This is a genomic window from Burkholderia sp. BCC1999, from assembly GCF_905339975.1.
In the GTDB taxonomy this organism is placed as follows: Bacteria; Pseudomonadota; Gammaproteobacteria; order Burkholderiales; family Burkholderiaceae; genus Burkholderia.
This window is the reverse complement of sequence record NZ_CAJPHP010000007.1, coordinates 95,993-109,068: the sequence shown is the minus strand read 5'-3', so window position 1 is coordinate 109,068 and position 13,076 is coordinate 95,993. Positions and strand designations below refer to the sequence as shown.

Sequence of the window (13,076 nt, the reverse complement as noted above, 5' to 3'; positions counted from 1 at the left end):
GGGCTAGCCCGGCGGCTCCACCGCGACGATCGCGCTGGCCGGCTGCGAATTGACGGCCGCTCGCACCGTGATCTTGCCGCCGAGCGTGACACCGGCCGGCAGCGGCACGCTCCACTGGCCCGTGCGGCCGGCGAGCGCATAGCCGAGCAGCCCGTGCGTGAGCGGGTACGCATGGCCGTCGCCGGTCACGAGCTCGACCGATGCCAGCTGCGCGCGCCGCGCGCCACCGTTGCGCACGCGCAGCACCCAGCCGCCGTTGCTGCGCGCGAGCGCCCAGTCGAGCTGCGGCGCCCCGTTGGTCGGCGGTTCGACGAATACCGGAATCGAATAGCGCAGCCGGATCGACACGCCGTTGGTCGGCGCCTCGCCGGGCTGCGGCAGTTCGTCGATCAGCAGCCGGTAGCTCTGCTCGATGCCGGCCGTCGTGCGCGATGCGCGCACGACGCGGATCAGCTGTTCGGACTGCGTGCCGACCTCGATCAGCGGCGGGCTCGCGACGAGATCCTGCGTGGGCGTCAGCGTGTCCTGGCCGTCGGCCTGGTCCCACCGGAACACGCGCACCTGTCCGTAGACGGGCCGCTCGCCCGGATTGCGCAGCGTGATGCCGGTGGCCGTGTCGTCGGTGCCGAATTCGATCGTGACGGGGGAAATCTGCAGCGACGCGGCGTGCGCGGCGCCGGCCGCGCACAGCAGCGCGGCGAGCGTTCGACGTAATGCGGTCATGCGATGCGGCGCCGGTCAGAAGTAGACGGTTGCGGTGACGGTCGTCTGATAGGTGTCCGGCTTCGGCGTGGCTTGCGCGGGCACCTGGCCGTAGACGGTCAGCGCCTGCGCGGCGCCCGAGCCGGTGCCGGCCACGGTGTTCGTGCCTTGCGTGTTGCCCCAGATCGTCGTGCGCCCGGCGTCCTGGTACAGCTGGAAGCCGACGGTCGTCGTCGTGTTGCCGGTCGACGTACCGGCCATCAGGCGGCTCGCGACGCTCGACCCCGTGACCGTACCGGCATCGAGGCCGACGTTGTACGGCGTCGTGTTGGTGCAGGTGACGCTGACGGTCGTCTGCTGGTTGATCGCGGTAGCCAGCACGCCGTTGGTCCCGAAGGCCAGCGGGTTCGCGGCGATCGTGCAGTTCGGCTGCAGCGTCAGCGTGACGTTGAACGTGGCGGTCGCAGTGCCGTTCGAATAGGTAGCGGCGTCGGCGGCGGGCGTCGAAAGGCCGATTGACAGCGCGAGCGACAACGTCGTTGAAGCGATGGCGACTTTCACCCTGATCCCTCATCGGTCGGTTTTTTCATTGGATTTATGCCGCGCTCCGCGTGCCGCAGCATGGTAAATGCTGATACGAATCGATGAGTCTTTCAATCTTAAAGTTTGGCTGTTTCATTTTGTTACAGTTTGATCGAATAATGATTGAATAAAGCCGGAAAATGTTGCGCTTTTCGATTTTGTCACGCGCAAGCAGGGCGGAATATTTTCCGGTGGTGCGGAAATTGCAGCGTGGTTCGTGCGGGGTGCGACTCGATTTTTCCGATTGGCGTAGTGAATTGGATCGACTGGTGCGAAATGAATAATTAATGCGTGTCGCGAAATGAAAATGATGAAAAGTGAATCAATTCGGAGGACTGAGTCGATCTCGGAAATGCGTTAAGGAATTCAATTCGAGCGTTGAAGGAGGGTGGCGATTGGCGGGATTTTCTCCGATTTAGGAATCGACGAATCCGGACTGACGGCTTAAAAAGAAAACGGCCGCATTGCGCGGCCGTGGGAGTCGGTACGTCGAATTGCCTGGCTTGCGATTACGAATTCGCGGCGGCCGGTGCGCGGCGGCGTTGCACGATCTGCAGCATGACGAGCGCAAGTCCGGCCGCGGCGATCAGCCCGCCGACGAGCGGCACGGCCGTGTAGCCGAAGCCTGCCGAGATCGCTGCACCGCCGGCAGCCGCGCCAACCGCATTGCCGAGGTTGAACGCACCGATGTTGACGGCGGACGCGAGGCCCGGTGCTTCGTGGGCGGCGCGCATCACGCGCATCTGCAGTGGCGGCACGACCGCGAACGTGGCGACACCCCACACGAGCAGCGTGACGGCGGCGCCGGCATGCGTGCTGGCGAGCAGCGGGAACGCAGCCATCGTCGCGATCAGCAGCAGCAGGAAGCCGATCAGCGTGCCGTCGAGCGAACGGTCGGCGAGGCGGCCGCCCGCGATGTTGCCGATCGAGAAGCCGACGCCGATCAGCACGAGCATCGCGGTCACGAAGCCGGGCGTCGCGCCGGTCAGGTGTTCGAGCGTCGGTGCGACATACGTGTAGAGCGTGAACATCGCGCCGGCGCCGAGCACCGTCGTCCCGAGCGCGCCGAGCACGACAGGGCGCGTCAGCACCGAAAGTTCGGCGCGCAGATTGGGCATCTTGCCGGGTTCGCCCTTCGGCAGCGCGGCGAACAGGCCGGTGATCGCGATCAGGCCGAGGCCCGCGGTTGCCGCGAACGACATCCGCCAGCCGATGATCTGGCCGAGCCAGGTCGCGGCCGGCACGCCGCCGACGTTCGCGATCGTCAGGCCCATGAACATCGTCGCGACCGCGCTCGCCTGCTTTTCACGCGGCACGAGGCTGGCCGCGACCACCGAGCCGAGCCCGAAGAACGCGCCGTGGTTGAGGCTCGTCACGAGGCGTGCGAGCAGCAGTGTCGTGTAGTCCGGTGCGACGGCCGACAGCAGGTTGCCGATCGTGAAGATCGACATCAGCGCGATCAGCGCCGAGCGGCGCGACCAGCGCGCGAGCAGCAACGTCATCAGCGGCGCGCCGACCATCACGCCGATCGCATACGCGCTGATCAGCATGCCGGCTTGCGGAATTGACACGTGCACGCCGTCGGCGATCACGGGCAGCAGGCCCATCGGCGAGAACTCGGTCGTGCCGATGCCGAACGCACCGGCGGCGAGCGCCAGCAGCGGCAGCGCGGCGCTGCCGCCCGGGCGGGAAGGAGAGGAAGTCGTGTTGTTCACGCGATGGGCTCCTGTAATCGAGGGACAACGGCACGGGACCGTTGAGGACAGGGCGAAGTGTGCCTGCATTACTTTTGTGGAAAAAGCCGCATGCGGGCGAAATTATCTTGATTTCATGTCAACAATACAGAGCGCGGGCGGCATGCCTGCGGAGCCCGTGGGCGTTGCGCCGGCGGGGCGGGCGAACGACGGTGCCTTTTGTGAAAGGCATTGGTAAGGCAGAAGCCGGGTTCTCGGGCCGCGAGCCGCGATTCGGCGACGGTTAGCGGCGGACGGGGCGTTCGGCACGGCACGCCGGACGTTGTCCGGGGGGCGGCCATGCGGCGACATGCAGCCGGGTGATTCCGACCCGTCGCCCTGGCGCCTTCCATCACATGAAACAGGTATCGCGCAACGGCCGGAAACCCTTTGCCGGCAACGCACAAGCGCAAAAAAGCCCCGACCACAGGGGGACCGTGGCCGGGGCGGAAACGCATCCTCTCTTTGGCACGAGGGTTGGATGCGGGCGCAGTATATTTCGGCCCGCGACAATTCGAATCGGCGTTAAACGGCCGTTTTTGGTGCCAATTTAAGAATTCCGGTGCTGCGGCATGAGTCGTCGGGCTTTTGAAAGATTTTTCGCCGGCACGGCAGCCTCGTTTAGCGCGCTGAAGCAGCCGAAACGACGCATCGGCAGAGCGTGGATTCAACGCATCGGCCGGTGGTGCGGATTGCGCCGCCTGACCGGACGCCGGACGCCGGACGCCGGGCGCCCCGTCGCCCGGTACCCGATCAGCCCGCCTCGCCGGCCGCATCGCGCACGGCCGCGAGAAATCGCGCGACGATCGGCGACGGTGCCGCCGCCGCGCCGTCGAACACGAATTCGATGTCGAAGCGGCTCGCGAGCTCGTCGAGCGCGACGAGCCTGACCGTGTGCGGGCAGGTCGGCGACGCGCTTTCCGGCACGAACGCGCAGCCCATCCCGGCCGCGACGAGGCCGATCAGCGTCGGGATGTCGCTGCCGACCTGCGCGATGCGCGGCGTGAAGCCGGCCTGCTGGCACTGCGTCATCAGGAACCGGTGGTGCGCGGCCGAGCGCTGCGCGTCGAACCAGACGAACGGTTCGTCCGCGACGTCGGCCAGCGTGCGCGGCGCGTTGAAGCGGCCGCCCGGCGGCGCGGGCATCGCGAGCACGAAGCGGTCGCTCAGCAGCCGCACGCCCGACAGGTGCGGCGCCTCGTCGCGACGCCACGCCATGATCCCGGCGTCGAGCTGGCCGCGGATCAGCGCGCTCGCCTGTTCGGCCGACAGCATCGGCGCGATCGACAGCTTCACGTCCGGGCATGCGTCGCGAAACGCCTTGAGCACGTTCGCGACGATCGGCAGCGGCAGGCAGTTCGGCAGCGCGCCGAGCCGCAGCTCGCCGAGCTGGCCGGCCGCGCTGCGCAACGCGCGTTCACGGCTGTCCTGCAGCGTCGCGAGCAGGCTGGTCGCATCCTTCAGGAAGCTCGCGCCGGCTGCCGTGAGCGTGACGCCCGTCGCGCGGCGGATCAGCAGCGGCGTGCCGATCGCGTCCTCGAGTTCGCGGATCTGCCGCGACAGCGCGGGTTGGACGATGCCGGCCGCACGGGCGCCGGCCATCACGCTGCCGGCTTGCGCGACGGCCACGAAGTAGCGCAGGTGACGCAGTTCGATCTGGCGCATACGGTGTTCGTCCGGGTTCGTTGATATACCTGTGGAGCATAGCAAACGCCATTCGATGGTATTGGAAAGCATGGCGGGCCTGCCGTACGATGACCGTCATTTCCGCATGCGCTTGCTCGCGAGTCGCATGCGCTTACTCCGTTTCCACTGCGCCCCGTCCCATGCCGCTTCATATCCCGACCCCTTATCTCCGCTCGCAAATCGCGTCCCGCCGGCTCGGCAGGACCATCCGGCTGAAGCTCGATGCGCTGCAGCCGTCGGGCTCGTTCAAGCTGCGCGGCATCGGCGCCGTCTGCGAAGCGCGGCACGCGGCCGGCGCGCGGCGATTCGTGTCGTCGTCGGGCGGTAACGCGGGCATCGCGGTCGCGTATTGCGGCCGCGAACTCGGCGTGCCGGTGCTCGTCGTCGTGCCGGAAAGCGCGTCGGCCCGCGCGCGCGAGCTGATTCGTGTCGAAGGCGCCGAGGTGGTCGTGCACGGCGCGAGCTGGGCCGAGGCGAACGCGTTTGCGCAGTCGGCGCTCGGCGAGCACGACGCGTTCGTTCACCCGTTCGACGATCCCGTGCTGTGGTGTGGCCACGCGACGATGATCGACGAGATGGCCGCGGCCGGCCCGAAGCCCGGTGCGGTCGTGCTCGCGGTCGGCGGCGGCGGGCTGCTGTGCGGCGTGCTCGAAGGGCTGGCGCGCAACGGCTGGCACGACGTGCCGGTCGTCGCGGCCGAAACGGAAGGCGCCGACTGTTATGCGCGGTCGGTCGCGCAAGGGCACCCCGTCGAACTGGCCGCGATCGCGAGCATCGCGACGTCGCTCGGCGCGAAGCGGCCGTGCGATGCGGCGGTCGAATGGGCGACGCGGCACGAGATCCATCCCGTCGTCGTGTCCGATGCGCAGGCGGTGGCGGCGTCACTGCAGTTTGTCGACGAACACCGGATCGTCGTCGAACCCGCGTGCGGTGCGGCGCTGGCAGCGCTCGAGCGGCCCGTGCCGGTGCTCGAGGCGGCGTCGGACATCGCGGTGATCGTCTGCGGCGGCGTGACGGCGTCCGTCGAGCATCTGCAGACGCTGCGCGCGACATTGCGGTAAGGCGGGGGAACCGGCGGGTAGCGCGGTCACGCCCTCGGATGGCGGAAGCTGCTGCGGTGAACGACGTGGAAGGTGTGCGTTTCGTCGCGCCGAGCCGTGTGCGGCCGGCCGCGACGATACTGGCGTTCGGTCAGTTCGCCGCCGGTGCGCTCGCGCCGGATGGCGCCGACGATGCGACAGGGTTGGCCGTGGCCGGCGCGGGCGATGCGCTCGACGGTGCGGATGCCGATGCGGGTGCGGAGGTGGCGGATGCAGGCGCGGGCACGGCCGATGCCGGTTTGGCAGCGGCCGGAACCGAAACGGAGGATGCCGATGCCGCGGCGGCAGGCGTTGCCGCCGGGCTGGAAGCCGATGCAGGCGCGGAGACCGGCGCGGCGGCCGAAGCCGATGCAGGCGCGGAAACCGGCGTGACAGTCGAAGCCGATGCAGGCGCGGAAGCCGGCGCGGCGGCCGAAGCCGGTGCAGGCACGGAACCGGAAGTCGCCGCCGGCGCAGCAGCCGACTGCGAACCAGATGCCGCTACCGGCGTGGCAGCCCGCATCGCAGCCGGTACGGCGACAGCCGACGCCGCGCCAGGCACGGCATTCGCACCCGACTCGGGCGCGATACCGGGCACCGACAGCGGTACGGGCGCCGCAGGCGGCGTCGGCACGACCGGCGTCGTCATCTTCATCGGTTCGCCTTGCGGCGTCGGCGCGGGTTCGGGCAGCGGCGTGACGGCTTCCTTCTCGGCAGCCTTCACGGTTGCGCGATCGCGGCGCGCCGGGTCGATCTTCAGGAAATGGTCGACGAGATTGAAGAAGCGTTCATAGAACACGCCGGCCGGAATGGTCTCGCTCGCGGTCTTGACGAGCGCATCGTCGCTGGACCCGATCGGCAGCGACAGCGAGCCGAACACACTCAAGCCGACGCTGGCCGACGTATTCGACTTCTTCAGCGTGTAGCGGTCCTGCACGGCGTTCACGTACGCGATGCTCGACGTGCCGTCGGCATTCGCCTCCGCGCACACGACGTGAAATTCGATCACGACGTGCATGTCATTGTTCGGCTGGAAGTTCTTGCTGCCGTCGACCGCGTCATTGCGTGATGACGACACCACATAACCCTGGCTCAGCAGTGCGCGCCGCGCGGCCTCGCAGGTCGCGTCGGATTTCGAGTGGAACGTATGCGCATACGGGCTGCTGGTCGCGTCGAACTGTTCCTGCTGGTAGATCGGCTTGGGCGGCGACGAGCACGCCGTCAGCACGGTCGCGGCCGCGAGCGCGCACGAAACGGAAAACAGGCGAAATCGGTTGTGCATGGCGTCTTTCAGAAGGCTTGGCGAGAGGCCGCGCAACGGCGGCGCCTGGATGAGGCGTGCGGCAATCTCGTAAGGCCGGGGCGTCATTATAGTTTCGTTTGATGTCGCGCTCGCTTCAGTCGGCCGGCGCAACGCGCGCCGCGGCCAGCAATTGCGACGTCAGCGGATGATGCTCGCCGCGCCGCGAGCGGATCGCGTGGATCTCTTCGGTCACGTCGCCCGCGCGCCCCAGGCGCCGCAGCCCGCGCAGCAGCGACGCATCGTTCGCGCCAAGTTCGCTCAGCGGAAACACGCCGAGGCCGCGCGCCGCGAACACGGCCATCAGCGCGCTGTCCTCGAATTCGCCGGCCACGCGCGGCACGATCCGCTCGCCTTCCAGCCACAGGTCCAGGCGTGCGCGCAGCGCCGAGTGCGCGGTCGGCAGCAGCACGGGCAGGTCGGCCAGGCAATGCGGAAAGCGCTGCCGTGCGGCCGGCGTGACGAGCGCCGCGGGCCCGTACCAGTCGACCGGCGACGCGACGAGCCGCTCGCTCGTCACGCGCAGGTTCGACCCCGACGGCGCCCCCTGGCCGGCCAGCACGAGATCGAGGTGATGCAGCGCGAGTTCCGCCAGCAGCGCATCGTGCTCGCCCTCGTGGCACAGCAGTCGCAGCGTGGGCGTGTCGAGCACGGGCGCAAGGATCGCGTGCGCGGCGAGCTTCGAAATGCCGTCGGCGAGCCCGACCGCGAGCCTCACGGTCGGCTGGCTGGCCGCCGCGCGCACTTCGTCGGGAATCAGCCGCCCCATCTCGAAGATGACCTCCGCACGCGCAAACGCGGCCTGGCCCGCGTCGGTCATCGTGACGCCGCGCCCCGCCGGGCGCAGTAATTGGTGCCCGAGCGACTTCTCGAGTTCGCGCACCTGCGCGCTGATCGTCTGCACGGCCATGTCGAGCCGCCCGGCCGCGCGCGCGAAGCCGCCTTCCTTCACGACGACCCAGAAGTAGTACAGATGTCGGAAATTGAGCATCGGATCGATATATCGTAAAAACCGAACCTAAAATCAGATTCTCTCTGATTTTTCCGAAGTTCGGGGCGGCATATCATCTGGCTTTCCACTTTCGTATCGGCCCATTTCATGGACTACCTGCTGACGCTTGCCGCCGACCCCGCCGTCTGGGCCGCGCTCCTGACGCTCGTCGTGATGGAAGTCGTGCTCGGCATCGACAACCTGATCTTCATCTCGATCCTCAGCAACAAGCTGCCCGAAGCGCAGCGCGCCCGCACGCAGCGCCTCGGCATCGCGCTCGCGCTGGTGATGCGCCTGGCGCTGCTCGGCAGCGTCGCGTGGATCGCGAGCCTCACCGAACCCGTGTTCACGCTGTTCGACCATGCGTTCTCGTGGCGCGACATGATCCTGCTGTCCGGCGGCCTGTTCCTCGTGTGGAAGGCGACCACCGAGATCCATCACCATGTGTCGCACGATAGCGACGGCGCGGGCGGGGCGGGCGGTGCGGCCGGCCTGACGGTGTGGGCCGCGATCGGCCAGATCGTGATGCTCGACATCGTGTTCTCGATCGACAGCATCGTGACCGCGATCGGCATGACCGAGCACATTCCGATCATGTTCGTCGCCGTGATCGTCGCCGTGGCCGTGATGCTGTTCGCTGCACAGCCGCTTGCACGCTTCATCGACCGCAACCCGACGATCGTGATGCTGGCGCTGTCGTTCCTGGTCGTGATCGGCATGACGCTGATCGCCGAAGGTTTCGGTTCGCACGTGCCGAAGGGTTACATCTACGCGGCAATGGCGTTCTCGGCGTTCGTCGAGGGCATGAACATGCTGGCGCGGCGTGCGAAGGCGAGGCGCGCGGCACACGTGGAAGGCGACTGAGCTACCGCGCGTGACGCCGGCTGCCGCGGCGGCCGGCCCGCGCGCCTCATACGGAATCCAGACGAAATTCGCCCGAAAAGGAGAAACGCGATGAAATGCCCTGTCTGCAAGACGCCCGACCTGCTGATGGCCGAGCGCCAGTCGATCGAGATCGACTACTGCCCGACGTGCCGCGGCGTGTGGCTCGATCGCGGCGAGCTCGACAAGCTGATCGCCCGCGAAACCGGCGATGCGCCGGCCCGCCGCGACGATGCGCCGGCTCAGCACAATGCACAGGCGCCGCGCGGTCGCGACGATGGCTGGGGGCGCGACGGCCGCTCGCACGACGATCGTTACCGGCACGACGGTCAGCGTCGCAAGAAGTCGGTGTTCGACCTGTTCGATTTCGATTGAATCCGGATACGGCGTGCCTGCACGGGCGCCGGCCGAATCAGGAAGAAAGCCTCGCCCGGCATCGCGCCGGGCGGGGCTTTTTCTTGTGTGTCGCGTTGCGTCGCGACACGCGCCAACGCTTACGCGTTGCCGGCCGTGACGTCGATACGGCGCGGGCGCGTTTCTTCGCGGCGCGGAATCGTCAGCGTCAGCACGCCGTCGCGCAGGTTCGCGTCGATTCGCGACGTGTCGAGGTCGGGACTCAGCACGAATGTGCGTGCATAGCGTGTCGCGCGCACTTCGGCATGCCGCACGCGCAGGTCGGACGGCGTGTCGACGTGTGTGGCGGCTTCGATCGTCAGCGTGTTGTCGTGCACCTTCACGTCGAGGTTCTCGCGCGGCACGCCGGGCAGGTCGGCCCGCAGCGTGACGCCGCGATTGTTCTCGACGATGTCGACGGTCGGCGTGATCGCGGGCCGGCGCGCGGCCTCGGCGGCGGCAGGGTGAACGGTATTCGTTTGGCGTTCGGCCAGGGTCGGGTTCGTATTCATGTCGGTATCCTGAAGATTACTGAACGGTGATCGCACGCGGCTTCGAGGCTTCGCGCCGGCCGACGCGTATCAGCAGGCAGCCGTTTTCGTAGCGCGCGCTGACCTGGTCGGGATCCGCGTCGCGCGGCAGTTCGACGACGCGGCGGAACGCGCCGTGAAAGCGCTCCTGCGCGTAGGTGCGTACGTTTTCGTCTTCGCCTTCGGCACGCGGCGCCGGTTTGCGCTCGCCGCTGATCGTCAGCAAGTCCTTGTCGATCGACACGTCGAAGTCGCCCGCGGCCATGCCGGGTGCGAACGCAACGATCTCGATGGCTTCGTCGGTGGCGCCGACGTTGAGTGCCGGGAACGCGCCATGCCGCACCGCACGGATGCCGGTCGGGCGTTCGCCGAGCAGATTGGCCACTTGCCGCTGCACGCGGGCGAAATCGTCGAACAAGTCGTTGCCGAAATGGATACCGCTCATGTTGGTCCTCCTGAACAGGGAACGCGGGAGACGTGACGGCGCGACGCCTGCGGCGGGCGCGACGGGTGGCTCCACTGGATCGAAACGGGGGCAGTGCAACGTATGAAGCACGGCCCGACGACGCGTAATTAGTGGCCGCCATCACGCATTTCAAGAGGGAATCTGCAATCTGCGTCAACGCATGCGCGCAGGATTCGATGCGACAATCGCCGCGAGATATCTGCAGACCAACCACACGGGACAACCATGGATATTCGACGTATCGCGATCGTCGGCGCCGGCGTGATCGGCGCGAGCTGGGCGGCTTTCTATCTGACGCAGGGTTTCGACGTCGTCGCGACCGATCCGGCGCCGCAAGCCGACGCGCGACTGCGCGACGCGCTGGCCGCGTTTCTCGGCGAGCGGGCCGCCGAACTATCTGCGCGACTGTCATTCGACGCCGATCTCGTGCGCGCGCTCGACGGCGTCGACTTCGTGCAGGAGAACGGCCCCGAACGGCTGGACCTGAAGCGTGCGCTGTACCGCCAGATGGACGACGTGCTGCCCGCGCACGTTCCGATCGCATCGAGCTCGTCGGGCCTGAAGATGTCCGAGATCCAGACCGCATGCGCGAAGCATCCGGAGCGCTGCCTGATCGCGCATCCGTTCAATCCGCCGCACCTGATTCCGCTCGTCGAGCTGGTCGGCGGCGACGCGACCGGCCAGGACGTGATCGCGCGCGTGAAGGCGTTCTACGATGCGCTCGGCAAGCAGACGATCGTCCTCAACAAGGAGATGACCGGCCACGTCGCGAACCGGCTCGCGGCCGCGCTGTTCCGCGAGGTATATCACCTCGTCGGCGAAGGCGTCGTGAGTGTCGCCGACGCGGACAAGGCCGTCGCATGGGGGCCCGGCCTGCGCTGGGGGCTGATGGGGCAATGCCTGACCTATCACCTCGGCGGTGGCGCGGGCGGGATCGCGCACTTCCTCGAACACCTGTCGGGGCCGATCACGAGCTGGTGGGACGACCTCGGCACGCCTTCGTTCGATCCGGACGTCGATCGCAAGCTGAACGACGAATTGCGCGCGATCCAGGGCGAGCACTCGATGCAGGAGCTGGCGGCCGAGCGCGACCGTTTGCTCGTCGAGCTGATCGACGCGCGGCGGCGCAGCTTCCTGCCGTGAGCGCGCCGCGGCGGAGCGTTTCGGTCGGGCCGCGATCGGTCGGGCCGCGCTCGGCTACTGCTGCGCTGCCGTTTGCGGTACCTGCGGCGTCTGGGCAAGCCACGAGGGGCTCGCGGCCTGCACGAGTTCACGGTTGCGCGCACGCGTCGCGGCATTCGGCGGGTAGTTGCCGTCGTTCGTCGGCAGTTCGCCGTCGAGATAGGCCTGCTTGAGCTGGGCGATGACTTCCGCGCGCGTCAGGCCCTGGTCAGGCGCGGCGGTATCGGTCTGGGCAAAGGCGGGGGACAGCAGGGCGGCTGCAGCGGTCGCGACGACGAATCGCATGACGTTCATGGCGTGCTCCGATCAAGGGGACGGGACACCGGATGCGCGCGGCGGCTGGCCGTGCGTTCCGATGGGCCCCATTGTCGCGAGCGGGTGCTGCGCGGACGATGACGCGTTCCGGGCAAAGCTGTCAGGTGCGGGCGCGGCCGTGCATGCAAGCGGCGCGCCCGGTGCGGTTACAACTCGGCCGCCGCCGTGATCAGCGTCGCTTCGAGCGCGAGCGTCGAACGCGACGCGGCCGCCGGCCGGTCGATCACGTATTCGAGTTCGCCGAGTTCGGGCAGCCCCGCGTCGAGCCGCGCGAGCCCGGCCGGGATCACGTAGCCGGCGAACGCGCTGACGCCGAGCCCCGCGCTCGCGGCCGCACGCAACACCGCGACGCTGCTGCTGACCACCGCGATCCGGTATGGCCGCCCGACGGCCTCGAGGGATTCGAGCACGCGGCGACGAGACACGCTCGGTTCCGGATGCATCGCGAGCGGCAACACGGTTTCATGGCCGGTGATCCGCGATTCGGGGCCGGTGCACCAGTACAGCGGTTCGCTGCGGATCACGCGACCGCGCCGGCTGCCCGCGATGCGCTTCGCGAACACGAGATCGTGCCGGCCTTCGTCGAGCGCGTCGAACAGGTCGCCCGACAGCCCGGTCGAGATCGCGAGCTCGACCTCCGGATTGCGCTGCACGAAGCTTGCGAGCGCGGCCGTCAGGTGCGCCGACGCGAAATCTTCCGACATCGCGAGCCGCACCTTGCCCGACAGTGGCGGCCCGCACACCGACGTGACGGCTTCGTCCATCAGTTCGAGGATGCGCACCGCGTAGCGGAACAGCGCGTCGCCGTGCTGCGACAGGTGCACGTTGCGCGTGTCGCGCTCGAACAGCGGCCGGTCGAGCAGCTCCTCGAGGCGGCGGATATGCTGGCTGACGGTCGACTGCGACAGGCTCACGCGCTCGGACGCGGCGGTGAAGCTGCCGGACTGGGCGACGGCGACGAAGCTGCGCAGCAGCTCGGGCGGTAACGGACGCATTGCTAAATCCACTGAATCGGTTTCGACAACTTCATAAATGGCCGGATGGTGCGGCGCTAGTATCGGATCACGCGCCAGTGCGTGCCCGCAACGGGTGCACCGGACGCGTAGCCCGCGTCGTGCCGGCGGCTGCATCGTTCAGTCTACGGCATCCGGCGTCCGGCCCGAAACCGCATCATTCCATCGACCGCCCGAGAACAGGCCCGCCAGACGGGCCGCCGGGCCGCGGCGCACCGCCGC

14 protein-coding genes are annotated in these 13,076 nt (G+C 68.0%); 4 read left to right on the top strand and 10 right to left on the bottom strand.

Going from position 1 to position 13,076, the window contains the following annotated elements; genetic code table 11:
- Positions 1 to 3: 3 nt before the first annotated feature.
- From U5809_RS11880 to U5809_RS11865, 4 genes are all read right to left on the bottom strand, one after another.
- A complete protein-coding gene (locus U5809_RS11880) occupies positions 4 to 723 on the bottom strand; it encodes a molecular chaperone (protein WP_322086647.1) in 720 nt (239 codons plus the stop codon).
- Between the two features lie 15 nt (positions 724 to 738).
- The gene (locus U5809_RS11875) at positions 739 to 1,224 is read right to left on the bottom strand and encodes a spore coat U domain-containing protein (RefSeq protein WP_415877943.1); all 486 of its coding nucleotides are present in this window, start codon (positions 1,222 to 1,224) and stop codon (positions 739 to 741) included.
- Between the two features lie 569 nt (positions 1,225 to 1,793).
- A complete protein-coding gene (locus U5809_RS11870; RefSeq protein WP_322086646.1) occupies positions 1,794 to 2,999 on the bottom strand; it encodes an MFS transporter in 1,206 nt (401 codons plus the stop codon).
- Positions 3,000 to 3,770: 771 nt separating this feature from the next.
- On the bottom strand, positions 3,771 to 4,682 hold the full coding sequence (locus tag U5809_RS11865; RefSeq protein WP_322086645.1) for a LysR family transcriptional regulator: 912 nt from the start codon (positions 4,680 to 4,682) through the stop codon (positions 3,771 to 3,773).
- A 161-nt stretch (positions 4,683 to 4,843) separates the two neighbouring features.
- Between U5809_RS11865 and U5809_RS11860 the strand changes: the two genes are divergently transcribed.
- On the top strand, positions 4,844 to 5,764 hold the full coding sequence (locus tag U5809_RS11860; RefSeq protein ID WP_322086644.1) for a pyridoxal-phosphate dependent enzyme: 921 nt from the start codon (positions 4,844 to 4,846) through the stop codon (positions 5,762 to 5,764).
- Positions 5,765 to 5,894: 130 nt separating this feature from the next.
- Here the strand turns inward: U5809_RS11860 and U5809_RS11855 are convergent, their stop codons facing one another.
- Together U5809_RS11855 and U5809_RS11850 are read right to left on the bottom strand one after the other, a co-directional pair.
- A complete protein-coding gene (locus tag U5809_RS11855; RefSeq protein WP_322086779.1) occupies positions 5,895 to 7,064 on the bottom strand; it encodes a DUF2242 domain-containing protein in 1,170 nt (389 codons plus the stop codon).
- Positions 7,065 to 7,179: 115 nt separating this feature from the next.
- A complete protein-coding gene (locus U5809_RS11850; protein WP_176046969.1) occupies positions 7,180 to 8,073 on the bottom strand; it encodes a LysR family transcriptional regulator in 894 nt (297 codons plus the stop codon).
- Between the two features lie 108 nt (positions 8,074 to 8,181).
- On the opposite strand from U5809_RS11850, the gene U5809_RS11845 reads away from it, so the two are divergent.
- On the top strand, positions 8,182 to 8,937 hold the full coding sequence (locus tag U5809_RS11845; protein ID WP_322086643.1) for a TerC family protein: 756 nt from the start codon (positions 8,182 to 8,184) through the stop codon (positions 8,935 to 8,937).
- A 90-nt stretch (positions 8,938 to 9,027) separates the two neighbouring features.
- Entirely contained in the window at positions 9,028 to 9,330 is a 303-nt protein-coding gene (locus tag U5809_RS11840) for a zf-TFIIB domain-containing protein (protein ID WP_322086642.1), read from the top strand.
- Between the two features lie 119 nt (positions 9,331 to 9,449).
- On the opposite strand, the gene U5809_RS11835 is transcribed toward U5809_RS11840, so the two are convergent.
- Together U5809_RS11835 and U5809_RS11830 are read right to left on the bottom strand one after the other, a co-directional pair.
- Positions 9,450 to 9,860: an Hsp20/alpha crystallin family protein gene (locus U5809_RS11835; RefSeq protein ID WP_322086641.1), complete on the bottom strand. Its 411-nt coding sequence runs from the start codon at positions 9,858 to 9,860 to the stop codon at positions 9,450 to 9,452.
- Positions 9,861 to 9,876: 16 nt separating this feature from the next.
- Complete coding sequence (locus tag U5809_RS11830) at positions 9,877 to 10,323, bottom strand: Hsp20/alpha crystallin family protein (protein ID WP_322086640.1); 447 nt, start codon at positions 10,321 to 10,323, stop codon at positions 9,877 to 9,879.
- A gap of 246 nt (positions 10,324 to 10,569) precedes the next feature.
- Between U5809_RS11830 and U5809_RS11825 the strand changes: the two genes are divergently transcribed.
- Positions 10,570 to 11,487 (top strand): 3-hydroxyacyl-CoA dehydrogenase NAD-binding domain-containing protein, encoded by a 918-nt coding sequence (locus U5809_RS11825; protein WP_322086639.1) that lies wholly within the window; start codon positions 10,570 to 10,572, stop codon positions 11,485 to 11,487.
- Between the two features lie 54 nt (positions 11,488 to 11,541).
- On the opposite strand, the gene U5809_RS11820 is transcribed toward U5809_RS11825, so the two are convergent.
- Positions 11,542 to 11,820, bottom strand: a complete 279-nt coding sequence (locus U5809_RS11820; RefSeq protein ID WP_322086638.1) for a DUF4148 domain-containing protein — start codon at positions 11,818 to 11,820, stop codon at positions 11,542 to 11,544.
- Between the two features lie 167 nt (positions 11,821 to 11,987).
- Complete coding sequence (locus tag U5809_RS11815) at positions 11,988 to 12,836, bottom strand: LysR substrate-binding domain-containing protein (RefSeq protein ID WP_282507164.1); 849 nt, start codon at positions 12,834 to 12,836, stop codon at positions 11,988 to 11,990.
- Between the last annotated feature and the right edge of the window lie 240 nt (positions 12,837 to 13,076).